The sequence below is a fragment of the Chryseobacterium binzhouense genome (assembly GCF_007474545.1).
GTDB lineage: Bacteria > Bacteroidota > Bacteroidia > Flavobacteriales > Weeksellaceae > Chryseobacterium > Chryseobacterium binzhouense.
In genome coordinates this window covers 25,604-51,503 of the sequence record NZ_VKOG01000007.1, presented here as the reverse complement: position 1 = coordinate 51,503, position 25,900 = coordinate 25,604, and the positions used below count along the sequence as shown (strand labels likewise).

The window sequence follows — 25,900 nt, the reverse complement described above, 5'->3', positions numbered from 1 at the left end:
CAGATTTCTAAAATACGTAATAATTTCGATTTTACAATTTTAATAGAAATTCAAAAATTATTTTAGAGGAATATTGGCCAAAATATCTTTGGTAAATTCCCAGAATTTCTGTGTCGAAGAAATGCTTGCTTTTTCATCAGGCGAATGAGCTCCTCTGATTGTAGGACCAAAGCTTACCATTTCCATCTCCGGATAATTGGCTCCGATGATTCCGCACTCCAGACCTGCGTGACAGGCAACAACATGAGGCTTTTCATTAAACTTTTCCGTATAAATTTTCTCCATGAGCTGAACGATTGCAGAGCCGGGTTTAGGTTTCCATCCGGGATACGAACCGCTGAATTCTACATTCATTCCTGCTAATTCTGCTACTGATTTCAGCTGTTCTGCTACGGAGTTTTTTGAAGATTCTACCGAAGATCTTGATAAGTTTAAAATTTTCAAATCACCATTTTTAAGATCAACTCTTGCGACATTGTTGGATGCTTCAACCAGATCAGCAACATCCGGGCTCATTCTATATACACCGTTATGCAATGATTTAAGCGTTAAAATTATCCTTTTAGAGTCTGCTTCTGATAAGGCTTTTTCTGTATTGCTTGTGTGTTCTATATTGATTTGAAGTCCCGGCTCAACGGAAGCGAATTCTTCAAGGATTTCTTTTTTTAAGCCATTACTTGTATTTTCTATAAACTCATTGGCATTTCTTACAGAAATTACAGCAAAAGCTTCTCTTGGAATGGCATTTCTAAGGCTTCCGCCGTCAATAGATATCAGTTGGATGTTTTGATTATTCAATCCTTCATATAAAAATCTTCCTAAAATGATGTTTGAATTTCCAAATCCTTTATGAATATCCATTCCGGAGTGACCTCCCTGTAAACCTTTTATTTCAATTCTTATAAACTGCCCTTTTGCTTCTTCTACTTGATAAGACTGCGTAATCGTCACATCAATTCCTCCGGCACAGCCTATGTCAATCTCATCATCTTCTTCAGTATCAAGATTGAGCAGAATTTGTCCGGTTAACTGTCCTGGTTTTAATCCTAAAGCACCTGTCATGCCTGTTTCTTCATCAATGGTAAACAAAGCTTCGAGATCAGGATGAGGAATATCCGTACTTTCTAAAACCGACATAATGGTTGCCACGCCTAAGCCATTGTCTGCACCTAATGTAGTTCCTTTTGCTTTTACCCAATCCCCGTCAATTTCCATTTGAATTCCCTGAGTTTCAAAATCAAAGTTTACATCATTGTTCTTTTGGCAGACCATATCCAGATGCGATTGCATGACAATAGATTGGCGGTTTTCCATTCCGGGAGTTGCCGGTTTTCTGATGATGACGTTTCCTGTTTCGTCTACAATGGTTTCAAGTCCGAGATTTTCACCAAATTCTTTGATAAATGCAATTACTTTTTCTTCTTTTTTTGAAGGTCTTGGAACAGCATTCAGCTTAGAAAAATTTTTCCAGATAATCTGAGGTTCTATGTTGGATAATTCCATAAAAATTTTATTTTTCTCAAATTTACGGATAAAAAAAATGCTCCCGAAATTCAGGAGCTGTATTTTTACTAATTACTAATTACTAATTACTAATTACTAATTACTAATTACTAATTACTAACTACTAATTGCTTAACATCCGCATTCGCCATAAATTGGAATCACGCTTTTTGTTCCGTCCGGCTTTTCTATCGTTAGAGTGCCTTCAAACAATAAGGCTTCTTCGTTTTTTATCTTTTTTCCTTTTACGGATATTTTATAATTTTCGTTTTCAATTTCTTTGCTAAGTTCATCATTGGCTTCCATGTCACTGGATGAGATCAGGTTTAATGCCATTCTTTTTCCGTCCAGCATCATATAAGCCGTTTTTCCGGCATCATCTGCATAAATATATTTTTCGTTAAGAAAATCTTCTCTGTTTTTAGAGAAAAAGCAGGAGCATTCTTTTATTTCTTTAGGAAAAGGAAAGGAATTAACAGTGATATCCGTATTCTGAATAGCTGTTTTTGCTGAATCCTGAATGTTTTTTATGGAGTCTGTTTTTACTGATTCCGAAATGCTTTCTTTATCTTTTTTACAGGCAATCAACATAAAAGCTGAAACTAAAATGATTAAATATTTCATTGATAAATTTTAAAAAAAATACAGTTTCAAATTATAAGCCATAAGCTTATTTATCCTCTTGATCTTTCCAGAAGAACCATCATCAATAAGGACAGAATAACAAGACTTTCATCTTCATCGTCTATATCAATCAATCTTTCCAGCTGAAACCTTCTTCCAAACATAGAAGGCATCTTTTTGAGTCTGAAATAATCTTTACCGTCAATTCCTTTTACGGTGTATGAAGGATTAAGAAAATATCCTGTAAACATACTGATAACCGGAATTTCTCCTACCATATTGTCGAAAATTTTCACCCACGGATTGTCTTCTGTAACGGTGAATCTGTTCTGATCAGTCTGATCCAAGATATTATAAGTAGATTTCCATATAGAACGCATTCCTTTTCTGGCAAGTCTTCCGAAATTTTTTCCATCCAAAATACTTTTGATAGAATAAGAAGCGTTAAAATCAATCCATTGGTTTGCCTGAATTCTAAACAGCTCCTTGGTTTTGCTTTCATCGTTAAAAACGATTACATCTTCTTTCAGTTTAAACATTTTCTGACGTACATACGCCACATAGTTTCCATTTTTATCTGTAATATTGAAATCACTGGCAAGAGTGGTAATTTTAAATTTAAAATCAAGCGGATAGTTCAGGTTGTTTAAAGTCATTCTGATTTTTTTATCATTTCAAAGATAGTGGTTTTTTATGTAAATTTCTCTTCTGGTCTAAGATAGATTTTAGCCTTATTTAGCTTCTGGTTATCAAGTATAATTGTTATTTTTGCAGATATGGATTATCCGAGTAAAGTATTGGCAAAAGCAGTTGACGAAATTTCAGGACTTCCCGGAATAGGAAAGAAAACCGCTTTACGCTTAGCTCTTCATCTTCTTAAGCAGCCGAGTTCCAGAGCAGCGGGACTGGGAAATTCTATCATAAGTCTTGTTAATGAAATAAAATACTGTAAAGAATGTCATAATTTTTCGGATTTTGAAATCTGTGAGATTTGCAGCAGCCATAAAAGAAGCGATGAGGTTGTCTGTATTGTGGAGGATGTACGAGACGTGATTGCGATTGAAAATACAGGGAAATATACAGGGAAATATCTTATTTTAGGCGGTAAAATTTCCCCAATGGAAGGAGTAGGTCCGAATCAGCTTAATATTCCGAGTATTGAAAAAAAGCTAAGTACAGGAAATGTAAAAGAATTTATTTTTGCTTTGAGCGCAACAATGGAGGGAGATACAACGGCATATTATATTTACAAAAAATTCAAAAATTCGGATGTTAAATTTTCCAGTATCGCAAGAGGAATTTCTGTAGGTGATGAATTGGAATATGCAGACGAAATTTCTTTGGGAAGATCTATTGTCAACAGGTTGCCATATAACGAAAAAGATTAAATGATGGTGAAACTTTCGTTTATAATCGTTAACTACAATGTTACGCAGTTATTGAGAAATTGCCTTCTTTCAATTCAAAAATACGGAACTGGGGTAGAGTATGAGGTGATTGTTATTGATAATAATTCTTCAGATGTGTCATGGAAAAATCTTATCAGCGAGTTTCCTGATTTCCACTTTATTGCTTCTGTTACCAATGACGGTTTTTCTAAGGCGAATAACAAAGCAATACAGTCGGCGAAAGGGGAATACCTTCTTATTCTGAATCCCGATACGGAGCTTGAAGGATTTTACTTAAAAGAAATTTTAGATTTTGCAGATTCTAAACCTAAATTTGGCTGTCTCGGTGTAAGAATGCATGATGCGGAAGGTAATTTTCTTCCTGAAAGTAAAAGATCCGTACCTGATATGTTCAATTCGTTTGAAAAACTTTTTGCAGGATTTAAGAAGAATAATTCAAAATCATATTACCGAAATGATATTGAAGAATATGACATTGGAGAAACAGAAGTCATTACCGGAGCTTTTTTTCTGATAAAAAAAGAAGTGTATCATGCTGTTGGCGGATTGGATGAGAAATACTTTATGTACGGAGAAGATATTGATATTTGCTATACTTTACTGAATCACGGATTTAGGAATTACTATTACGGTAAAGTTTCTATTCTTCATCATAAAGGAGAAAGCACCATAAAAGATGAGATATATCTGCAACGGTTTTACGGAGCAATGCAGGTTTTTATTGATAAATATTATAAAACTCAAAATCCCGTTCAATACTCTTTTCTTAAAGCTGGTTTAAAGCTCAGACATAAAATTGAAAAAATAAAGCTTAAATAAAAAATGCAACTCAGGATTGAGCTGCATTTTTTTATTATTAGTTAATTTAAATCTTATTTAGCCGGTGCGTTTGCCGGAGCAGGATTATTTTCAGAAGCCGGAGCATTCTTTGCCGGAGCTTCAGTTTTAACTGGTGCTGCCGGAATCGGAGCTACCGTTTTCTTTGGTTTACCTGTTACTACTACACTGATCAAAATTAAAACGATAATCACAGTTCCTAAAGTCCATGTAGATTTTTCCATAAAATCGTTGGTTCTCTGTACGCCAAACTGTGCGGAAGATGCTCCCCCGAATGTGCTTGAAAGACCTCCACCTTTAGGGTTTTGAGCCATAACAACGATTACCAGAAGTACGCAGGCAATCATAATAAGAACCATCAATAGTGTAAATATTGTATCCATTAATTTTGATATCTTTTTGAATGGGCAAATTTAATGTTTTTTTGCCGAACAGCAAAATAAGATTGATATAAAAATAAAAACGGCAGCTGAATGCCGCCGTTTCATTAAAAATATATTGATTCTTATTTGAAGTCTGTATCTTTCGCCTGATTTACTTCATAAGATTTTACCTTCATGGTCATATCCATTCCCATTTGGTTCACCGTCATTGTGTAAGGCATTTTTACACCGGAAACATCTTTGTAGTCAGAGAAAGTTGTAGGGATGGTAAATGTTTGTCCCTGCGCTGACATTGTTTTTGTTTCTCCTGTTTTAAGACCTGTTTTTACGCTATAGTAATAGGTAGTATCGTTGCTCTTAATTGCGTAAGAATCTTCACCGTTGATTTTTTCAATTCCTGCCAATTTGTAATCTCCAGATTTAGCAAAGCCAACCTCAGGAAAAAGTTCAGTGTTCTTCAATCTGTCTGCAATTTCCTCTTTAGTCATTTCTGCTTTTTGACCCATTTGCTCAGAAAAACCGGTTTTACCATCAAATACCTGCTTCTGGAAAGTCATTCCGTTAGCTGTAACAAGCATTAATTCTTTTCCTCCTTTAGCTTTGATGTTTTTAATATCAATGTTTTGTCCCTGCATAGACATTGATGCGTTTACAGTATAAGAATTAACTTTAGCAATGTTTTCCTTGCCTCCGATAGCTGCAATATATTTATCGGCAACAGAAGCAACAGTTACACCGGCATCAACTTTTTGTACAGTAGGTTTAGCTACAGGATTTGCATTGCTGTCATAATACTTTACAGGATATCCTAATTTTTCAAGGCTTTCAGAAATATCAGATGCTTTACCGGCAACAAAAATTCTGCTTTGATTTGGATTAATAGTAGATTTTACCGCATTAGAAACATCAGCTGCAGTTACTTTATCAATTGATTTCAAATAGTTGGTGTAGAAATCTTCCGGCAGATTCTGTACTTTTTGGTTTACTGCAAATCTTGCGATAGTCGCAGGCTGCTCCAATGACATGATGAAACTTCCTTTAAGCTTTGCCTTTGCATTTTCAAGCTCATCAGGTTTTACTGTTGAGATAGCATTAAGCTCATTCATAAACTCTTTTATCGCCTTGTCAGTCACTTCATTTCTTACACTTGCCTGCGCAGAAAAAGAAGGAGAATACTTGCTTGCACTCATGCTTGAGTAAGCTCCGTAAGTAAAGCCGTTTTTCTCACGAAGATTCATGAAAAGTCTTGCTTCACCACCACCTCCAAGAATGTAGTTGGCAATTGTTGCCGGGAAGTAGTTTGGATCTTTCATTTTCAATGTAGTAAGGTTTTCCACCGAAACTACTGACTGTACTGCAGTAGGAACGTCTACAACATTGATCTCTGTTTTGGCAACATTATTAGCCGGCTCAAGAGGCCGATATGTTGTTCCTGCTTTTTTCCAGTTAGCAAAAGCTTTCTCAACCATCGGTTTCACCTTGTCAAACTTTACATCACCCACAATTACCAGATAAGCATTGTCTGGTACATAATGTTTTTTGTATATATTCTGTACGTCTGATAATTGAATTTTGCTGATAGATTGTTCTGTCTCAAATTCACCTCTTGAAGTGTTTTTTCCGTAGGCTAATGCGTTGGAAACTTTTGATGCAATGGCATCGGCACTTTTTTCTGAAGCTTTTAAGCCTTCAATTGATCTTTCTTTTGATTTTTGAATTTCGTCAGCAGAAAATTTAGGATTGATGATTGCATCAGCCATTAAATTTAAAACTTCCGGAAAGTATTTTGAAAGGGAATTGGAAGCTGCACCTCCTGAGCTGAAGTTTAAATTAGCTCCTAAGAAGTCTACTTTTTTATTAAATTCGTCTTTGCTTAAAGTAGTGGTTCCGTTACCCAGCTGATCTGCCATGATTTCGCTTACTCCGGCAATATCTCCTTCGTAATAAGGAGGTCTGTCCATTGAAAGGCTCATGTTTACTCTTGGTAACTTGTTGTTTTCCACAACCATTACGGTCATCCCGTTTTTAAGCTGAAAAGTTTTTGGCTTGGCAATGTTGATCACAGGAGTTGGTCCTGGTTTTGGCATTGCATTCAAATCAATTTTTTGTGCAGAAAGCATTCCTGAAAATAAAAATGCTACGGCTATATATGTTAATTGCTTTTTCATTTGTAAAAATTTTAATGGATAATCTTTATAAAACTTAAGTTTTCTCTAGATTATTTTTTTTCAGGTAAGTAATTAAGGATGATTCTCTGGTTAGAATTCAAATACTTTTTAGCCGCATTTTGAAGATCTTGCTTAGTGATAGATCTGTAAATGTCAATTTCTTTGTTGATTAAATTGGTGTCACCCATCAAAACATTGTAAGTAGCAAGCGATGAAGCTATTCCTTCTATGCTTGAATTGGCATTTACAAACTGATTTTCGTATTGGTTTTGAAGCTTTTGATAATCTTCATCAGAAATGAGAGTAGTCTGGAGTTTTTTGATCTCAGCATCTATGTCGGTCTGAAGTGTCTGCTTCGTAGTCGCTCCCATAGGAATAGCAAAAAAAGCAAAAATACCGTAATCTTCAAGACCCTGGTTGAATGCAGCAACCTGAAGTGCTTTTTTCTCCTGATCTACCAGTTTTTTATAAAGTACAGAAGATTTTCCGCTGCTGAGGTAAGAAGAAAGCATATCTAATATATAGGCATCTTTTTCTTTATTCCCCGGAGTTCTGTAAGCGAAAACGTAAGCAGGAAGCTGGATATTCGGATCATAAGCGGTAACTTCTTTCTCTTTTGTTATTGGCTCGTCCTTAGGGAAATTTTTAGGATAAACTGTTCCTTTCGGAATGCTTCCGTAATATTCCTGAATCCATTTTTTTGTCTGTTCCGGTTTAATGTCACCTGCTACAACCAAAGTTGCATTATTCGGAACATAGTATTTCTTGTAAAATGCCTGAAACTCTTCCAGTTTAGCAGCATTCAGATCTTCCATCGAGCCAATGGTTGACCAATGGTAAGGGTGATTTGTGAAAAGATTTTTCTGCACATTAGTGAAAAGATTTCCATAAGGCTGGTTATCCATTCTCAATCTCTTTTCTTCTTTTACAACCTCTCTCTGAGTGTCTACACCAACCTGATTGATTTGTGCGTGGCGAAGTCTTTCTGCCTCCATCCAAAGACCAAGCTGCTCATTATTGGAAGGGAAAGTTTCGTAATAATAAGTTCTGTCGTTGGTTGTATTGGCATTATTCTGCCCACCGTTAGACGAAACAATTTTAAACCATTCTCCTCTTTTGATGTTAGGAGTTCCTTCAAATAACAGGTGTTCAAAGAAATGTGCAAAACCTGTTCTTCCCACTACTTCATCTTTCGCTCCTACATGATACATGATACCTGTTGTTACTACAGGTGCAGAATTGTCCTGATGAAGAATAACGTGAAGACCATTTGGTAAATCATATTCTTCAAACTTGATTTGCTGTGCGTTCAGCATTGCTCCGAAAAAGGCAGCTGCTGCAGCACTAAGAAGTCGTTTTTTCATAAATAGAAATTGTTTTGTCAATAAGTCTCAAAAATACATTATTTGTTACAATTTTGGAAAAACTTTTGCATAAGGTTGTGATAAAATTATTTTTTAAACTTTTGTGGTATCTGTTTCTAAAATTAAATTTTATTAAATTGATAAATAACAACTAATTTTGATTTCCAAATCTGATAATGAAAAATACTTTACCTTCCGATATATCCTACGATTCACTTATCACTCTATTCAGCCAGGCACCGGTAGCGATGTCTCTTCTGATGGGAGATGATTATGTCATTCATACTGCGAATCCTAAAATTCTTGAACTTTGGGGTAAAGATAAATCATGCATAGGTAAAGCATTGTTTGATGTTTTGCCTGAAATAAAATCGCAGGGTTTTATAGAAATCTTTGATAATGTCTACCATAAAGGTGAAATTTTCAAAGGTGATAAACTTTCGGTATATCTGGAAAAGTATGGTTTGTATGAAGAGCATTTTTTCGACTTTATTTATTCTCCGGTTTATGATAAAAATCACGAGCAGATTATTGGGGTAAGTGTTGTTGCAACAGAAGTTACGGATCAGGTTTTATCCGAAAAAAGATTAAAAGAAAGTGAATACAGATTTGAAGATCTGATACAAAAATCAGATTATTCGATTGCGATTTACAGATCAGGGGATTTGTTTATAGAATTGGCCAATGAGCCGATGCTGAAAACATGGGGCAAAGAGAAATCTGTCATCGGAATGAAACTGGAAGATGCACTTCCTGAACTGGAAGGTCAGCCATTTATAGGTTTGCTAAAAGATATTTTTATTACTGGTAAAACATATACCGCAAAAGAAGACAGAGTAGATCTTGTGGTAGACGGTAAACTTCAGACATTTTACTATAATTTTTCTTATAAACCTTTAAAGAACTCGGACGGTCAGGTTTATGCCATTTATAATGTTGCAGTAGATGTAACTCATTCTGTGAATGCCCGAAAAGAAATTCAGAAAAACGAAGAGAAGCTGCGGGAAATGGCAAATTCAATGCCTCAGATTGTATGGACTACCGATCCTAACGGAAGATTGCAGTACATGAATGAAAAATGGTTTGATTTTGCTGATGCCAATTCGGAAATGAATCTCACAGAGTCGGTAAAAAACATGATAAAGCCAGAGGTTTTTGAAAGAGTTGATGAAATTTGGAAAGAATGTGTGAAAACAGGAAAGCCTTTTGAAGTAGAGCACGAATTTCGCAATCCGTCTAATGAGGAAGAATATCGCTGGTTTCTCGCAAGAGCTGTACCTATCGTTAATGAAAAGAATGAAATCAAAGAATGGATAGGAACTTTCACCGATATTGATGATTTTAAAAAACTACAGACTCAAAAAGATAATTTTCTCGGTATTGCAAGCCATGAGCTGAAAACTCCTCTTACAAGTTTGAAACTCTACACACAGGTTATAGAAAGGAATCTTTTGCTCAACGGAGATCAAAGAAATGCAGAAATTGCTTCAAAAATGGACTCTCAGATTGAGCTTCTTAACGGTCTCGTAAGAGATTTGCTGGATGTTACAAAGATTCAGAATGGACAGATTCAGCTTAATGAGTCTTATTTTGATTTTGATACACTAATTGATGAGGTAGTAGCAGAACAGCAAATGGCATCCAGGCATAAAATTGTTGTTCAGAAGGGCGATATTGGTGAGATCTTTGCAGACAGGCACAGAATTGCACAGGTAATGAGCAATTTGATCTGTAATGCAACAAAATATTCTCCGGAAGCAGATGAGGTTCATGTAAAAGCTTCATTATTGAATGATAGTATTCAGTTTAGTGTAAAAGATTTCGGAATTGGTATTCCACCGGAAAAGCAGTCAAAAGTTTTTGAACAGTATTACCGCGTCAGCGGTTCCAAAGAACATACATTTCCGGGATTAGGTTTGGGACTTTATATTTCATCTGAAATCATTAAAAGGTCGGGAGGTAAAATTTTTGTCAACTCAATTGAAGGAAAAGGGTCTGATTTTTGCTTCCAGATTCCAACATGCAAAAAATAATAACGTACAAAAAATAAAAGATGTCTGATTCGCTGAAGGTATTGGTAGTGGATGATAGTCCTGCAATAGTAGATTCAATAGGGATGATGCTGGATTTTGAAGGTTTCCGGGTAGAAAAATTTTATAAAGGATCTGATATGTTCAAAACGCTGAGTCCGGAATCTAAGCCCAACGTAATTCTGATGGATATATGGCTTTCCGGAGAAGACGGAAGAGATATCTGCAAAATGGTAAAAGCTGATGAAAACCTGAAGAGTATCCCGGTTTTAATCATGTCTGCAAGCCGTGGATTAGAGCAGTCAGCATTAGATGCGGGTGCAGATGCATTTATTGCAAAACCTTTTGACATCAATGATATGATTGAAAAAATAAGGCTTTACTCTAAGTAAGAACTAATTGTTAGGACTGCGTTATAATTTGATTTTCAACGTATGATAACATTAATAAACGCAATCAGCCAAACAAGGCTGATTTTTATTTTTATCTCAAATGATGATTCATCTTTCAACGATCTAATTTGAATTCTCCTTATAAAACACTATTTTTGTTTTCCAAATTTTTTTGCAGTATGGATTATCTGAATGGACTGAATGAATCACAATATGAAGCTGTTACAACACTGGAAGGGCCTTTGATGGTGCTTGCAGGAGCTGGTTCCGGGAAAACGCGTGTTCTCACCATGCGGATTGCACATTTAATTACCAATGGAATAGATCCTTTCAATATTCTGGCGCTTACCTTTACCAATAAGGCAGCCAAAGAAATGAAAGAACGTATTGCAAAAGTTGTAGGACAAAGCAACGCAAGAAGTCTTTGGATGGGAACTTTTCACTCTGTTTTTGCAAGAATTCTGAGAAGTGAAGCGCATTATCTGGGATATCCATCCAATTTTACTATTTACGATCAGCAGGATGCGCTGAATGTGATTAAAAAAGTGATTAAAGACCTGAATATTGATGCGGATTTATACAAACCCAAAAAAGTTCAGGCAAGAATTTCATCCTACAAAAACAACCTTATTACCGTAAAGGCTTATTATAATAACCCTGAATTGCTGGAAGCTGACGAAAAAGCCAATATGAAGTTTCTGGGTAAAATTTATGAAAAATATGTTGAAGCCTGCTTCAGAAACGGGTCGATGGATTTTGATGATTTATTGTTAAAAACCAATGAATTGCTGACTAGATTCCCTGAAGTTTTGGCTAAATATCAGGACAGATTCAGATATATTCTCGTGGATGAGTATCAGGATACCAATCATTCACAATACCTTATTGTAAAAGCTTTAGCCTCAAAATTTGAAAATATTTGTGTAGTAGGAGACGATGCACAATCGATCTATTCTTTCCGTGGAGCGAATATTTACAATATTTTAAATTTCAAAAAAGATTATCCCGATGCAGTAACGGTTTCACTGGAGCAGAACTACCGTTCGACTCAGAATATCGTGAATGCTGCCAATGTAGTGATTGCTAAGAACCTTCAGCAGTTTAAGAAAAATGTTTTCAGTGAAAACGAAGAAGGAGAGAAAATAAAAGTGTACCGCTCACTTTCCGACGCTGATGAAGCCAATTTTGTTGCCGGAAATATCTGGGAGATTCACAATAGGGATCAAAGGAAATTTGGTGAATTTGCCATTTTGTACCGTACAAATTCTCAGACAAGAGCATTTGAAGATGCTTTAAGAAGAAAAAATATTCCGTATAAAGTATATGGAGGTCTCTCTTTTTATCAAAGAAAAGAAGTAAAAGATTTAATTGCCTATCTAAGGCTTTTAGTCAATGAAAATGACTCGGAAGCTTTGATGAGAGTCATCAATTATCCTGCAAGAGGAATTGGCGAAACTACTCAAAATAAATTAATCGTTTTTGCAGATTCTCAGAATGTTTCGGTGTCAAAAGTTCTAAGTAATCTGCCGATGTATGCACCTCATATGGGGTTTAATAACGGAGTTATTACCAAGCTGAATGATTTCTGGTCAATGATCAAAGCCTTTCAGGTTTTGCTTAAAACAGAAACGGCGTACAATGTTGCCATGGAAGTGGCAAAAAGAAGCGGTCTGATTAAATTTTTAAAAGACGATCAGACTCCTGAAGGAATTTCCAGAGTAGAAAACGTACAGGAATTAATGAACTCTATGCAGGGGTTCATTGAGGAGCAAATGCAGCTGGAAGACGGGGATCCGAGTTTACCCAACTTCCTGGAAAATATTGCGCTTTCGGCAGATACACAAAAGAAGGATGATGCAGATGATGCCGTTTCTTTAATGACGATTCACCTTTCCAAAGGTCTGGAATTTCCGGTTGTGCATCTGGTAGGTTTAGAGGAAAATCTTTTTCCGAGCTTTATGAGTTCTGCCACAAGAGAGGATCTGGAAGAAGAAAGAAGATTGTTTTATGTAGCTTTAACCAGAGCTGAAAAGCAGGCGTTTTTCTCCTATGCGGTGTCAAGATTTCAATGGGGGAAAATTACCGATGCAGAGCCATCAAGATTTTTAAGTGAAGTTGATGAAGAATATATCGAATTTTTAAATCCGGCGATGCAGGGCAGATTTATCAATAATTCCGGTATTACCTCCAATATTTTTGACGAGCATCCTTCGGAAATCCGCAGCTTTAAAAAAGTTGAGAAAAAAACTATTACTAAAGCAGATAAAGACAAACCTGTTGCCGAACCAAGAAAGCTAAAACCTGTAAGTACAGCCAAAATTATCAATCCAAGCGGAGCTTCTTCTCAGGATATTGAGGTAGGAGATAAAGTAAGGCATGATCGTTTCGGAGTTGGTGAAGTAGCATTTTTAGACGGTACAGATCCACAAAATATTAAAGCGAAAGTAATTTTCCTTCACGAAGGCGAAAAGAATCTGATTCTTAAATATGCAAAACTGACGAAGATTTAAAAAAAATCAACATATTTTTAAAAGTATTGGTACAGAAAGCTGTAAAGGATACCTATTGTCTTAGTTAAAAAGAAACTAAGTAAGAAATATCAAATTTGTATCTTTACACTCCAAAATATTTAAAATGAAAAAGCTTCTTTTTATTTTCTTTCTCAGTTTAGTTTCATTCCAAACTTTTGCGCAGGATTATAAAACGGTCAATAATATTCATTATTATGACGAAAAAACAAACAAGTCTGATGCATACATCAATGAAAGATGTGTTTTGGATATTTATATTCCGCAGAATATCAAAGATTTTCCGACAGTAATTTGGTTTCACGGCGGAGGAATTACCGGAGGGGAAAAGTTTATTCCTGAGGAACTAAAAAATCAGGGTATTGCTGTAATCGCTGTAAATTACAGATTGTCGCCAAAAGTAAAAGCGCCTAAATATATTGAAGATGCAGCAGCTGCAACAGCCTGGGTTTTTAATAATATTAAAAAATACGGAGGAAATGATGAGAAGATTTTCATTACAGGGCATTCTGCAGGAGGTTATCTTGCAATAATGGTCGGTCTAAACAAATCTTATCTGAATAAATATCAGATTGATGCCAATAAATTAGCCGGAATTATACCATTCAGCGGACAGATGATTTCGCATTTTACTACCAGAAAAGAAAAAGGCATTGGTGAACTTGATGCAAGAATAGATGATATGGCTCCTCTGTATTTTATACGTGCAGATGCTTCTCCTTTACTTTTGATTACCGGAGACAGAGAAAAAGAGCTGATGGGAAGATACGAAGAAAATGCCTATATGTGGAGAATGATGAAACTGAAAGGTCATAAAGAAACTACTTTATACGAGTTACAGGGTTTTGATCACGGGGGAATGGCACACCCTGCTTTTCCTTTGCTTTTGAACGAAATCAAAAGAGTGGAAAAAAGTAAGAAATAATGACATAATGCAGTGACTATTTGATCACTGCATTTATTTTTTGCCATAAAACATCATCAAAATCAGAAAGTGCGGGATTTATGCTGTCTGCCGCATCACCCATTCTTATTACTACTAATTTTTTGCTAGGGACAACATAAATTTTCTGATCGTTTTTTCCTAAAGCGCAAAAAAGATCATCCGGAGCATTAGGAATAATCTTTCCGCTAAACTGAAATTGCGTTTGGGGCAGATGATAGCTTGTTTTTCCGTTGAGCCACCACAGATATCCGTAAGCCAGATTAATGTTTTGTGAAGTGGTAATAGCATTCTGAAAATAATTGGAATTAATCACTTGAGTTCCGTTCCAGTTTCCCCGGTTTAAAGCCAATAATCCGAATCTTGCCATACTTTTTGTTGTACTCCAGTATACACTGTTGTTGCCATTTTGAATCCAGCTTCCGGTCATTCCTATTTTGTCTCTTAGTCTGGAATTAAAATACTGTGACCAGGTTTGACCTGTAGCAGAAGCAACCACATCCTGCAACTTTACATAAACATTATGATATGCCCATCTGGTACCGGCATCCGCTTTATACAGAAGGTTGGCAGGAGATACATCATCTCCGAGGCTGTCATCAAGACCTGATGTCATGGTGAGTAAGTTTTTGCACGTGATAAGATTTTCTTTGACCAACGGAGCACTTGTCCAGCCCGTTCCAATATACGTGGAAACTGTATTGTTGATATTTAAAAAACCTTCCTGCTCAGCAATTCCCGCAACGGCTGAGGTTAGAGTTTTACCGGCGCTTGCCCAATACCATGGTGTTACTGATGTGTGTCCCGAAAAATAATTTTCCATGACTATTCTTCCGTTTTGAAGGATAATAAAGCTTTTAGTGTTTTTGGTTTCAAGATAAGTCAAAAGATCCTGTACTTTTGTCTGGTTCCAGCCAAGAGATGAGATCGTTTTTCTTTCCCACAGATCACTATTGTTTGGTGGGAAATACATAGGTTCTTCAGATGGGGAATTTTCAGATTTAGCAGGTACTTCTTCAGAGGAATCAGTACTGCATGCAAAAAATATTAATAAAAAGATCCAAACAGAGAATAGATTTTTTGTTTTCATAGATTAGTTTTAAATCAGATTTTAGATTTATAAAAAACCTTATAGTTAAAAAAGATTTAAAATAAATTGACTGGCTCTTAGTAGAGAACCAGTCAATGATAAAAATTTATTTAAAAAAATTACTACCTGAAATTTTCAATAGCTTTATTAATCACATCAATTTGAGGATTGATGCTTGACGCTTTCTGAGGATTCTGCTTAAGCAGCTCCATTTTTTTGTTCAGACCATCTTTCAGCATTTGGCTGATCATCATTTTTACCTGAGGATTTTCGCCCATCTGGCTTTTTGCCTGCCCAAGAATTTTGGTAATACTTTGTGTAGCCTTCATGTTATCGGATGACATGATCCAGTTGTAGCCTTCTTCGGCAACTTTCCCCAAATCAGGATTCTGGAATTTTATGAAAGGATAAAACGCTGCAAGCGGAGCAATATTTGCCATTTGAGAGGTTACCTTATTTTTTACAACAATAGGCAAAAGCTGGGTAAGCATTTCTTCTGATGCGCCTTCCAGATCAATTTTATCAGCTAAGGAATTTACTTTTGAAGGATCTACCGCCACAATTGCAGCTAAAGAATTTCCTTTTACCGAGTTAGAAACAGCATTAACTCCTTTTTCAAAGATTGAAACGTATTTTTTATCTTTTGTTTTGGCTAATGCAGCAATTGCCGCACCTTGTACTAATGTTTTAGGATCGTTTACTGCTAATTTTTCAACCTCGCTTCCAAGAGCTTTCATTATCTCTGTATTGGTAAGATCAATAAGTTCTAAAGCCTTTATTCTGGTTCTGAAAAACGGATCCTTTAATGCTGCCGCCAATAATTTTGTAGTTGCAGGGTTTTTACCGACCTGATCTTTAATTCCGTTTAATGCGGTGTATTTACTTTTAAATTCTTTAGAACCAAGAAACTGCATCAGATACTGTTCAGGAGTTTTAGATTCGGTAATGTCAGCAAGCAGGATTCCGTCTGCATTGATGTTGATTAAGTCAGGGTTTTTTGAAACATCAAAAGTAAAGGTGTTTTTTGCTTCAGCATTTATCCAGACTTGATGTCTTTTAGGCTTACCGTTCTCATAAACATCAATTGTTAAAGGAAACTGAAAAGGCTCTTCCTGAGACTGATTGATCGTTACCGTAACCTGCTTTTTCACAGGCTCGAAGTTGTAAGAATAATTCAGCTTAGGATTTCCGCTTCCGAAATACCATTGGTTGAAAAACCAGTTCAGATCTTTTCCTGAAACCTTCTCAAAAGATAATCTCACCTGATGTGCTTCTGCTGCCTGATACTCATTGGTTTTCAGATAATCGGTCATTCCTGCAAAAAATGCATCATCACCAAGATAATTTCTCAGCATGTGCAGGATTCCGCCTCCTTTTTGATACGTAACCAGATCAAAAACATCTTCTCTTGATTTGTAGTCGAATCTTACCAAATCTTTTTTGAAATCTGAAGGATTATGAATGTAGTTATTCACATCTTCCATCTGATGATAATCTGCCTGATCTTTCCCGTATTTGAATTCGTTCCAAAGATATTCGGAATAGTTGGCAAAAGATTCATTCACGGTAAGATTGCTCCAGCTTTCTGCCGTCACAAGATCACCAAACCAATGATGGAAAAGCTCATGAGCAATAGTATCTTCCCATTTGTTTTCGTCAATTAACTGACCGGGTTTTTGCAGAATGTCACTTCCGTGAAGCGTTGCTGTAGTATTTTCCATTGCTCCGCTTACGTAATCTCTTCCCGAAATCTGTGCATATTTTGCCCATGGATAATCATAGCCCAGCTTTTTAGAAAAGAAATCCATCATTTCCGGAGTGTTTCCGTAAATCTGTTTTGCGTAGGGTTCATATTCCTTCTCAATATAATAATCTACAGGAATATTTTTCCATTTATCTTTTACTACAGCATATTCTCCAACGCCCATGAAGAAAAGGTAAGTAGAATGTCTTTTATCCATTACCCAATGATCGGTTCGCAATCCGTTGGCTTCTTTTTGTGAAGATTTTAAAACTCCGTTAGAAAGCGTTACATATTTATCAGGAACTGTCATGAAGATTTCCTGGGTTGTTTTTTGATTCGGTTTATCAATGGTCGGAAACCAGGCAGATGAAGATTCAGTTTCTCCCTGAGTCCAGATTTGAGTCGGCTTATCAGTATCTTTACCTTGTGCGTTGATAAAATAAAGACCTTTAGCATCATTGATGGCTGCGCTTCCTTCCTGTGTTACTTCGTTTGGACGTGAAGTATATTTGATGTAAACAGTATAATCCTGATTTCTCGTATATGTTTTGTCTAAATTAATTTTTAAAATATCATTTTTATACTCGTATTTCAGAGGTGTTTTTTTACCATTATTATCCAGAGCCACTTCGTGGATGAGCATTGCTTTTGCATCAAGGATCAATTCGCTGGCAGGATAGAAGTAAGGAGCGGCAGTAAGCCATTCTTCTCCGTTCATCTGTTCCTTTTCATAGTCAAAATTTACCTTCAGTTTGGTGTGTTTAAGCTCGGTAAGTTTGGTGTGCGTTGCTCTGTATACTTTTTCTCTTCCGGATGTTTCGGTTTGGGCAAAAGTTACATTTGAATTAAAAAATGCACCTAAAAATAACGATGCAATGAATATTTTTTTCATTCTGACGAATTTTGTATCGTGGTTATATTTTAAAGATTGATAAGTATTTTATTCTATGAAATTGTTACAAAAAAAGTGGGAATTCCCACTTTCTATTATATCGCAACGGGAGCTTTAATTCCCGGATGCGGATCATAATTTTCCAGAGTGAAATCTTCGAAATCAAAATCAAAAATATTTTTAATTTCAGGATTTAACTTCATGGAAGGAAGAGGTCTTGGATCTCTCGAAAGTTGTTTTTTCACCTGCTCGAAATGATTGTTATAAATATGTACATCTCCGAAACTGTGAACATAATCTCCAGCTTTAAGTCCGGTCACCTGAGCAACCATCAAAAGAAGAAGTGCATAACTTGCAATATTGAAAGGAACTCCCAGAAAAACATCTGCGCTTCTTTGGTATAATTGAAGCGACAGTTTACCGTCTGCTACATAAAACTGAAATAAAGCATGACAGGGAGCAAGTGCCATATTCGGGATTTCTGCGGCGTTCCATGCAGAAACAATTAATCTTCGGGAATCCGGATTTCTTTTGATTTGCTCAATAACTTCAGAAAACTGATCTACCACTTTTCCGTCTGCTCCGTTCCAGCTTCTCCATTGTGCACCATAAACAGGACCTAAATCTCCATTTTCGTCTGCCCATTCATCCCAGATAGAAACGCCATTGTCCTTTAGGTATTTGATGTTTGTATCCCCTTTTATGAACCATAATAATTCATAAATAATAGATTTCAGATGAACTTTTTTGGTTGTTACCAAAGGAAATCCTTCAGACAAGTCATACCTCAGCTGATAGCCAAAAATACTTCGGGTTCCGGTTCCCGTTCTGTCGGTTTTATCGGTTCCGTTCTCTAGTATATGCTTCAGTAAATCAAGATAATTTTGCATCGGGAAAAATTTATGCCTCAAATTTAAGAAAATGAATTTTTTTTAAGCTCTTTTAATAGTGAAAGTTTTAATTACTTACATATTTTTTTGGAACTATTTTCCTGTCTTAATTTTCGATTAAATAAGTAAAAGAATGGAATCTGTTATTGTCTGAAGTTGGAGTAAGGAATAATTAGCTAGAAGCGAATTAAAACAAAAAGGCTGCCGATTGAGGCAACCTTTTTTGTAACCAAAGAAACTTTACAGCAACTCCAGAATCTCCTGCACCGCATCTTTGCCTCTGTTTTTGGCATAATACACCTGCAGATCGTTGTAAAATAGATCTTTGGTGTAATTTTCGGGATCGGCTTTGTATTTCAGAAGAAGCTCATGCCCGAATTTCGGACGTGGTCCCCACGAATTTTTAACGTTAAAATCTTTATCCAGAATGATCACTTTCGGGATAGATTCGGTTCCGTTGGTCAGAAACTGACTAATCAGACTTTTGTCATTATCCCGGAGGAAAATTTTCACTTCGTTTCTGCCTTCAAAAAACTTAACCAAAGCAGGAACTGTGGCGCTTGCATCACCGCACCAGACTTCGGAAATGATCAGGATTTTTCCGTCAAAGTTTTTAGACTGAAGCTCAGTAAGCTGCTCTTCATTGGGAATATACTTTTTTAAAGTTCTGTCGATTCTCTGAAGTCCGAGTTCATAATAATGTTTGAAATCAGTCTCTTGCTGATTGGCAGGATTTTCCAGCCTGGATTTTCCTGTCTGTACATATTCCTCGAAAGAAATAGCTTTGTCCCAGTAATTTTTCATTACTTAAAAGATTATTTTAAAATTGATTTATATTTCTTGTTTTATTGATCAGAAATAAATCTGCCAACACAAAAGCGGCAAGATTTTCTACGATAGGCACAGCTCTGGGAACCACACACGGATCGTGTCTTCCTTTTCCTTCAACCGTAACAGCATTTCCGTATTGGTCTACACTTTCCTGCGGTCTGAGAATAGTTGCGACAGGTTTAAAGGCTACCCGGAAATAAATATCCATTCCGTTGGAAATTCCGCCCTGAATTCCACCCGAAAGGTTTGATTTTGTAGTGAAATCGGGATTAAATTCGTCGTTATGCTCAGAGCCGGTCATTCTTGCTCCGCAAAATCCGCTTCCGTATTCAAAACCTTTACAGGCATTAATATTGAGCATTGCTTTTGCCAGTTCTGCCTGTAATTTAGAAAAGACAGGTTCACCAATTCCGACAGGAACATTTTTGATAACACAGGTAATCGTTCCGCCGATGGTATTGCCTTGCTTTTTAATCTCTTTAATTTTAGAAATCATTTTTTCAGCTGTTTCCGTATCGGGACAGCGTACTTCATTGCTTTCGGTTTTAGAAAAATCTAAGGCCTGATAAGGTTTTTCGCAAAAAATTTCTCCTACAGAAGAAACATAGGCGTTGATCTCAATTTTAGGCAAAAGCTGTCTCGCCAAAGCTCCTGCAACCACCCAATTGATGGTTTCCCGTGCAGAAGATTTGCCACCACCACGATAATCACGAATGCCGAATTTCTGATCATAAGTAAAATCTGCATGACTCGGGCGGTATGATGCTGCAATATGATCGTAATCTTTGGACTTTTGATTTTCATTTTCAATTAAAAATCCAATAGGAGTTCCGGTTGTTTTTCCTTCAAAAATTCCGGATAGAAACTGTACGGTGTCACTTTCTTTTCTTTGGGTAACTATTGCCGACTGACCGGGCTTTCTGCGGTCTAATTCGTGTTGAATCTTATCTAAATTGATTTCCAGACCGGCGGGAAAATTATTGATGATTCCGCCGTAAGCTTTGCCGTGACTCTCACCAAATGTGGTAAGACTGAGAAAATTGCCTAATGAATTGAACATATTGCAAAATTATTGCTTTTTATTTAGAAAACGGCTGTGTTTGTTTCTGGCTTTAGCGATAATCGTTTTTAATGATGTCTATCGTTTTATTAACTTCTTTTTCTTCTGTGGAATCAAGTTTTTTCCAGATAAAGCCTTTTCTGAGATTATTTTTGTCTATTAGCTGCGGAAATATTTTTGCCTTTTGATAATCTAAAACATAACTTGTTGAAATAGCAGGAATAGGCGTTTCAAAGTTAAAAGGATATTGTTTTGAAACATTAAAATTCAAATTTCCGACTTTACAACGGTTGAAGTTTTTGTATTCGTAATTGGTTGGTTCGAAAAGTTGTTTCAGATCTTTTTTTACCATAAATTTTCCCACATTAAAACTTGGAATATAATTCTGGATAAAAGCCGGAAATGTGAATATTCCTGAAAAAATGACCACTAATAATATTGAAAAAGCAATCACAGCTTTTCTCTGCAGTGTCTGGAAACCTATTACAAAAAATATAACGAAGAATAAATCCAGAAAAAATCTGTATTGTGCTGAAAAAAGCAGTACGAGAATACTTTTAGCCAATACAGAAATGACGAGAAGTGAAATGATTTTTTTTTTCTTAATAAAAGCATAAATAATAAATCCCGTCAAACCGAGAATAAAAGCAATGTTGATAAAAGATTTTATTCCTGAAAGCAGAAACCAGTTTTTGATATAATCGAACCATGAAAAATGTAAGATTTCTTCATAAGTATACTGTCCGTCATACGTTTTTAAAATGGCATACTCCGAAGAGGACTGCAAAAGCTGGGGATTCGGTTTCCAGGGTATTCCGAGATCTAGTACTGCTACCGGAAATATAGGATATCCGAATGTCCAGATATTTTTAAATATAAATAAAGAAAAAATAAAACTGCCAAAAACTAATTTCTGAATACTCATTTTCATGCTAAAAGCGGAGTAGAGCAGCACAAATAAGGGCAGCCAGATCACTGTAGGTTTTACTGCAAAAGCAAAAACCGCTAAACCAAATAAAAAGGGAATGTTTTTACTGCCTGAGAAGATTTCATTCACAATAATCAAAGAAAAAATGACAACTGGCAAATCCGCACTTGGAGATTGTGCAAAAAACAGTAAAAAAGGTATGATAATCAGATGAATCCATGTTTTATTTTCAATGATATAAAAAATGTAAATGATTAATAATACACTGTTTAGCTTAAAAAAAGGATCGCAGAAGTTGCTGAAGCCGGCCTGCAGAATATGCCAGACAGACATTTGTCCCAAAATAAGATCAAGATTTGAGATTCCTTTTACAATTCCTACTTCTGTAAGCCATTTTATAGTAGGAATATAGTATCCGAAATGATCTAAAATAAATGGATATGAGGAACCGCAATAGAGAATGATCAGGATGAAAAACACCAGAATACTAAGGTTTTTCTTCTGAATTTTATAAAAATATTCATAAAGTTTTTCTTTAAAGAAAATTGCAAGTCCGATAATTACGGCAGGGATTTCCACCATCAGATTGAGAGGAACAAAAAATGAGACCATTGCAAAAATGATCCCTAAGGCTAAAATTCCGCTCAGAGATTTACCGGCTATTCCGCAAATATGAACCGGAATTATCTTTTCCAGCAATTTACCCCACCCCATAAGAGTAGGAATGATAAAAACCGATGAAAAAAATAGTAAAAGCATAAAAAAAGATTGCCTAAAAATAAGCAATCTCTCTGAAAGTATATGTATGTAAATTATTTTGGCTGTACTCTGCCGCTTTTTCTATCCTGCGCTCTACCTAAAGTATATCCGGTAGCTCCTCCGATAATACCTCCTACAACTGCACCACCGCCACGGTTTTTCTTATTAACAATTGCTCCCAGCGCGGCACCACTTACTACACCTATTGCAGTACCTTTTGCTGCTTCACTTATCCCTTGTTTTTGAGCAGTAGTTCCTTGTGAAGCACTGCTGCCTGAACTTGTTCCGCCTGAGGAAGCTCTTGGCGCATCACGATAAACTGTTTTAGTTTCCCTGATTACCTGAGGTTTAGACGCTGCGGCTGTTTTTGCCTGTTGAGCTGTAGCAATGCTGTCTGCTCTTTTTTGCGTTTCGTATTCAAATCTTTCTCTTTCGATCGCCAATTTTTGTTTTTCTATTTCAAGCTGTCTTACCTGAAATTCCATTTTTTGCTGTTCCAATGTTTTTTCAGCGACCTTATCTTCACTTTTCTTACAGGCTGTAACTGCAAATATTGAGATTACTCCTGCTAAAACTATATTTTTCATAACTCAAATTTTAAATTAAATAGTAAGCAGATAATTGCTTATAGCTATCTTATTTTCAATTATGAAGCCAAGTTTTAGTTAAGAAAATGTTAAAATAATTAAATTTTGTGAAATTTATTTATATAGTGAATGAGTACCTGTATTAATTACTGAAAACTTTTTTATTTACCTTTTTTTCTTTCACTTTAATAACGAAATTAGGAATTTCAGAAATTTGCCCGGCTTTAATTTCCACTTCCATAGAATTCTTTTCAGAATATGTATTGGAAGGTAGTGTGGATTCATTCAAAGTAATAATATATTTTCCGGTAGGTAAAAAAGAGGTGAAATGTCCCTCATCATCACTGGAAAGTCTTTGAACGACTTCATTATTCTTAATAATACTGAAAGATACAGAAGAAGCACGGCGCTCAAACTCAACGGCTGTTTTCGTATTGTAGTCAAAAATAATTTTTCCCTGTAAAGTTCCGTTTTGGTGAAGCGGAACCAAGAGCGGATAAGTGTAACTGTTAACTTCAAAATCAGTTTCATCATAATACCATCCCTGCTGTATACGCTGTTTGAGATTATATTTTCCGAAAGGAACATTTTTATAAGTTGCTGTACCTTCTGAGGTAGTTTTCAGAGCAATATCATTAATGTTGATGAGATAGCCTTCAGCTGGTTTTTCATCAGGATCAAAAACATTATTGTTGTTTTCGTCATAGAAAGCAAATATCTGAACTTTCCCTTTCTTGTCCGGATTTAATAGAGTTTTTTTGAGATTAAGAGTAAGTCCCAGCTCAACAGTAAGAATGTTGCTGGCTAATGTTCCTACCGCATAATTATACCAGGTAGAATTGAGAAAAATACTAAAATTTTTGCTGTTGTATCTTGTGTTGAGAAATGCTGATGGTGATTTTCCGTAAATAACATCATCTACATAGGAAACTCCTGTACTGAGATTGAGCTTATCTTTATAAAAATTGTTGTTATAAAACAGAGATAAACTGAGTTTTTTATAATCTACTTTTTCTTCCGTAAGCTGAGAAAAGGCATATTCTGATAAGTAATAACTTCCGGATTGGTAAATGGTATTAAAATTAAAATTTTTGAAACTGTAATTTGCATTCAGTCTTATCTGAAACTTCCGGGAATCTGAAGAAGGATACTTTGCAAAACCGGTTTCAACAGACAGGAGTGCAGATTGTTTTGATTTAATATGATTCCATGAAAGCTGTTCTATTATTCTGTGAGCCGATATTTTCCTGATCAGGTTATCTTCCCAGCTTCCGAAATAATTGTTGTAACTGTTTGAGTTCTCGTTCTGAAACTGATAGATTATACCTGCATTAAAGTTGCCCATTTTAGGGAATTTGCTTCCAAATTCGATTCTGGTGTTTTCGGAAATCTGCGGTCTGGTAAAAAAATAGAATTTAGGAGAAAAATTAGAATAAATAATATTGGTAAAGTAAGTATGGTTTTTAAAAGTAGTAGAAATATTTTGTTGAAGTTGTATGCTTCCACGGCGGTTTCCGGGATAGTAATCTGAACTGTAAAAGTAATTTCCGGTTACCAAATAATTTTTAATGACCCCGGAATAATTGCTTTCAGCAGAAAAGGAAGGCTTCATGGTTTTCAGATCTTCGTATGAGGTAAGACCTGCGTTTAGTTTTCCATTTGCTGTCCAGAATTCATTAAAGGTGTAATTTCCCTCACCTCCCAATATGTGATTGTTGCTTTTCTCAAAGGGATCGTTTCTGTAAATATAAGCTGCAGAAACATTTCTGGAATTGTTTTTGGCATTTAATGTTCCTTTTGTAAAAAAACCGTAGCCGTTTTTCAAAAAGTTGTTTCTTTCGATAAGATTAAAGTTTTGATCTACAACGCCTATTTCTATTTTTTTGTTGTCTCTGAAGGTATGGCTGTATTCAGCACCTCTTCCAACAAGAGTCATTTCCAATAATTTATTAATGCTTCCTGCGCTGTAATGATTATTTCCCTGTCTCAGCTGAATATTGGTATTGGTGACCAAAGGCTGCTGCTGGCTGTTGAGCAGTGCAATATTTCCTCGCATAAAAAGATAGCCGGAAGGAAGGTTTATGCCTCCGGAACCCAATAGCTGATACATGTTTATATTTTCTCCCACTCTTCTGTAGCTGGTTGTAATTTCGTTTCTGGCTTCTTCCGAAAAGTTGAAAAATTCAGGATTCTGATATTTTTGTACACTGGAAATATTCTGTACTAGAACATTAGACGTACTGAAAATTTCTTTTTCAGGATTTCTGAAAGCAGATAAACTCACCATCAGATTAGATACCCTTGATAAGTTCTTGGTATCATTATATCTGAAAACAAAAATGGAATCTTTTTTTACAGCAATCTCTGCATGTTGTTCCATAAAGATATTTCCATTGGAAGGATCAGGTATTTTGCAGACAACGGTAATATTCTGATCTATATTTCCAGAATTCACAATTCTTACTTTTACTTCTAATGGTTCATCTGATGAAGACCTGTAAATGTTAGAATTTAAAACTGTCATTGTCAATTCATTGCTGATTTCTACAATGTGGTTTTCAGTTTGTTCGGTGATAAGTGTTTCAAATTGATTAAATAGCTGTACCTGAATAGGGGAGATTCCGGCCTGTGCATCCGATCCTATAATAATTCTTACCGGAACAAAAATCTTTTCATTAGCTTTCAGTTCTATTGGGGTTTCGTCACCGGAAATTACTTTAAAACCTTTTGGAGCTTTATATCTTAGTTTTCCTGAAAAAGATATAGGATTGAAATTTTGAACAGCAATAACCAGACTCAGTATTCTTGAGTTGGATGTAGAGCTGTTTTTTTCGATTTGTAATGAAATATTGGAAGAGGTGTTTTGCCCGCTGATCCATACGAATACAATTGATAAAAAGAAGCTTAGTAAAAATTTTCTGCCCTGTAGAGGTATCAT

At 35.8% G+C, this 25,900-nt stretch carries 20 protein-coding genes; 6 read left to right on the top strand and 14 right to left on the bottom strand.

Annotated elements, in window-relative coordinates; all coding sequences use genetic code 11:
• Nucleotides 1-57: 57 nt before the first annotated feature.
• The 3 genes from FNE73_RS14745 to FNE73_RS14735 form a co-directional block, all read right to left on the bottom strand.
• Nucleotides 58-1,503 (bottom strand): aminoacyl-histidine dipeptidase, encoded by a 1,446-nt coding sequence (locus FNE73_RS14745; protein ID WP_143885328.1) that lies wholly within the window; start codon nucleotides 1,501-1,503, stop codon nucleotides 58-60.
• Between the two features lie 132 nt (nucleotides 1,504-1,635).
• Nucleotides 1,636-2,127, bottom strand: a complete 492-nt coding sequence (locus FNE73_RS14740) for a hypothetical protein (RefSeq protein ID WP_143885327.1) — start codon at nucleotides 2,125-2,127, stop codon at nucleotides 1,636-1,638.
• Nucleotides 2,128-2,177: 50 nt separating this feature from the next.
• The gene (locus tag FNE73_RS14735) at nucleotides 2,178-2,783 is read right to left on the bottom strand and encodes an LURP-one-related/scramblase family protein (protein ID WP_143885326.1); all 606 of its coding nucleotides are present in this window, start codon (nucleotides 2,781-2,783) and stop codon (nucleotides 2,178-2,180) included.
• 120 nt (nucleotides 2,784-2,903) lie between these two features.
• On the opposite strand from FNE73_RS14735, the gene recR reads away from it, so the two are divergent.
• Nucleotides 2,904-3,515 (top strand): recombination mediator RecR, encoded by a 612-nt coding sequence (gene recR, locus FNE73_RS14730; RefSeq protein ID WP_143885325.1) that lies wholly within the window; start codon nucleotides 2,904-2,906, stop codon nucleotides 3,513-3,515.
• A complete protein-coding gene (locus tag FNE73_RS14725) occupies nucleotides 3,516-4,355 on the top strand; it encodes a glycosyltransferase family 2 protein (protein ID WP_143885324.1) in 840 nt (279 codons plus the stop codon).
• Between the two features lie 53 nt (nucleotides 4,356-4,408).
• Here FNE73_RS14725 and secG read toward each other — a convergent pair whose 3' ends face one another.
• From secG to FNE73_RS14710, 3 genes are all read right to left on the bottom strand, one after another.
• Nucleotides 4,409-4,756 carry a preprotein translocase subunit SecG gene (gene secG / locus FNE73_RS14720; RefSeq protein ID WP_143885323.1) on the bottom strand — a complete coding sequence of 116 codons (348 nt, stop codon included), beginning with the start codon at nucleotides 4,754-4,756 and terminating at the stop codon, nucleotides 4,409-4,411.
• A gap of 122 nt (nucleotides 4,757-4,878) precedes the next feature.
• Nucleotides 4,879-6,924 carry a M16 family metallopeptidase gene (locus FNE73_RS14715; RefSeq protein ID WP_143885322.1) on the bottom strand — a complete coding sequence of 682 codons (2,046 nt, stop codon included), beginning with the start codon at nucleotides 6,922-6,924 and terminating at the stop codon, nucleotides 4,879-4,881.
• Between the two features lie 50 nt (nucleotides 6,925-6,974).
• A complete protein-coding gene (locus tag FNE73_RS14710) occupies nucleotides 6,975-8,288 on the bottom strand; it encodes a M16 family metallopeptidase (protein ID WP_143885321.1) in 1,314 nt (437 codons plus the stop codon).
• A gap of 176 nt (nucleotides 8,289-8,464) precedes the next feature.
• Here FNE73_RS14710 and FNE73_RS14705 point away from each other — a divergent pair, with 176 nt between their 5' ends.
• The 4 genes from FNE73_RS14705 to FNE73_RS14690 all read left to right on the top strand — a co-directional run bounded on the left by FNE73_RS14705 (nucleotide 8,465) and on the right by FNE73_RS14690 (nucleotide 14,163).
• Complete coding sequence (locus FNE73_RS14705) at nucleotides 8,465-10,321, top strand: PAS domain-containing sensor histidine kinase (RefSeq protein WP_143885320.1); 1,857 nt, start codon at nucleotides 8,465-8,467, stop codon at nucleotides 10,319-10,321.
• Between the two features lie 20 nt (nucleotides 10,322-10,341).
• Nucleotides 10,342-10,710: a response regulator transcription factor gene (locus FNE73_RS14700; protein WP_143885319.1), complete on the top strand. Its 369-nt coding sequence runs from the start codon at nucleotides 10,342-10,344 to the stop codon at nucleotides 10,708-10,710.
• Between the two features lie 179 nt (nucleotides 10,711-10,889).
• Nucleotides 10,890-13,220 carry an ATP-dependent helicase gene (locus FNE73_RS14695; protein WP_143885318.1) on the top strand — a complete coding sequence of 777 codons (2,331 nt, stop codon included), beginning with the start codon at nucleotides 10,890-10,892 and terminating at the stop codon, nucleotides 13,218-13,220.
• Between the two features lie 124 nt (nucleotides 13,221-13,344).
• On the top strand, nucleotides 13,345-14,163 hold the full coding sequence (locus tag FNE73_RS14690) for an alpha/beta hydrolase (protein WP_143885317.1): 819 nt from the start codon (nucleotides 13,345-13,347) through the stop codon (nucleotides 14,161-14,163).
• Nucleotides 14,164-14,179: 16 nt separating this feature from the next.
• Here FNE73_RS14690 and FNE73_RS14685 read toward each other — a convergent pair whose 3' ends face one another.
• The 8 genes from FNE73_RS14685 to FNE73_RS14650 all read right to left on the bottom strand — a co-directional run bounded on the left by FNE73_RS14685 (nucleotide 14,180) and on the right by FNE73_RS14650 (nucleotide 25,900).
• On the bottom strand, nucleotides 14,180-15,271 hold the full coding sequence (locus FNE73_RS14685; protein WP_143885316.1) for a serine hydrolase domain-containing protein: 1,092 nt from the start codon (nucleotides 15,269-15,271) through the stop codon (nucleotides 14,180-14,182).
• A 122-nt stretch (nucleotides 15,272-15,393) separates the two neighbouring features.
• Nucleotides 15,394-17,907 (bottom strand): M1 family metallopeptidase, encoded by a 2,514-nt coding sequence (locus FNE73_RS14680; protein WP_143885315.1) that lies wholly within the window; start codon nucleotides 17,905-17,907, stop codon nucleotides 15,394-15,396.
• A gap of 95 nt (nucleotides 17,908-18,002) precedes the next feature.
• Nucleotides 18,003-18,797 (bottom strand): thymidylate synthase, encoded by a 795-nt coding sequence (locus FNE73_RS14675; RefSeq protein WP_143885314.1) that lies wholly within the window; start codon nucleotides 18,795-18,797, stop codon nucleotides 18,003-18,005.
• A 240-nt stretch (nucleotides 18,798-19,037) separates the two neighbouring features.
• Nucleotides 19,038-19,601, bottom strand: a complete 564-nt coding sequence (locus FNE73_RS14670) for a thioredoxin family protein (protein WP_143885313.1) — start codon at nucleotides 19,599-19,601, stop codon at nucleotides 19,038-19,040.
• A 16-nt stretch (nucleotides 19,602-19,617) separates the two neighbouring features.
• Nucleotides 19,618-20,688 carry a chorismate synthase gene (gene aroC, locus FNE73_RS14665; RefSeq protein ID WP_143885312.1) on the bottom strand — a complete coding sequence of 357 codons (1,071 nt, stop codon included), beginning with the start codon at nucleotides 20,686-20,688 and terminating at the stop codon, nucleotides 19,618-19,620.
• Nucleotides 20,689-20,740: 52 nt separating this feature from the next.
• Nucleotides 20,741-22,375 carry an LIC_10190 family membrane protein gene (locus FNE73_RS14660; RefSeq protein ID WP_228430142.1) on the bottom strand — a complete coding sequence of 545 codons (1,635 nt, stop codon included), beginning with the start codon at nucleotides 22,373-22,375 and terminating at the stop codon, nucleotides 20,741-20,743.
• A gap of 53 nt (nucleotides 22,376-22,428) precedes the next feature.
• Nucleotides 22,429-22,962 carry a glycine zipper family protein gene (locus FNE73_RS14655; protein ID WP_143885311.1) on the bottom strand — a complete coding sequence of 178 codons (534 nt, stop codon included), beginning with the start codon at nucleotides 22,960-22,962 and terminating at the stop codon, nucleotides 22,429-22,431.
• 142 nt (nucleotides 22,963-23,104) lie between these two features.
• Nucleotides 23,105-25,900, bottom strand: a complete 2,796-nt coding sequence (locus tag FNE73_RS14650) for a COG1470 family protein (RefSeq protein ID WP_143885310.1) — start codon at nucleotides 25,898-25,900, stop codon at nucleotides 23,105-23,107.